The following is a 520-nucleotide window of genomic DNA, read 5'->3' on the forward strand; positions in this document are numbered from 1 at the left end:
TGTTTTGCGCTTTATTCAGTGACCAACTACGTTTTCTCATCTCAAAAGCATCTATTTTTTCGATGATGATAGTATCGAACTCGTCTACTAATTCGTGAACTAACTTTCTGTATGTTTCAGTTAAAATATTAGCTCTTTTGGCACTTAATTTTGCTTGTTTACGTTGATATTTTTGCCATAAAGTAGTTTTACCACGCTTGTTGTATTCCCTATCTCTTAAAGATTTAAATTTATCTTTTGCTACTTCTAATTCATTAGCTTTTTTCACAATATCCTTAGGTATTGCGATGGTTTTATTTTCAGAAGTTCTAAATACTTCATTGTTAAACATGTTCCAATCTGCGCCAACAACTTTATTTTGAGAACTACGTTTCTTTTCACGAGTAAAGGTTATTTGTAGTCTAAATGTGTTATCTGGCAATCTTTTAATCTTAGTTAAAGCTATCTCGTCAAAATTAAGATGATTTAAATTCTCAAATACCATTATTTCTCCAAAATCGGCTACATTTAAATGGTGTGG

At 30.8% G+C, this 520-nt stretch carries 1 protein-coding gene; it reads right to left on the reverse strand.

The genetic code is table 11. The features are described 5' to 3' along the window. The coding region (locus tag FC14_RS05915; RefSeq protein WP_156655761.1) for a transposase at window positions 1-520 on the reverse strand (520 nt) is incomplete at both ends.

This window comes from Ligilactobacillus agilis DSM 20509 (assembly GCF_001436215.1).
Lineage (GTDB): Bacteria > Bacillota > Bacilli > Lactobacillales > Lactobacillaceae > Ligilactobacillus > Ligilactobacillus agilis.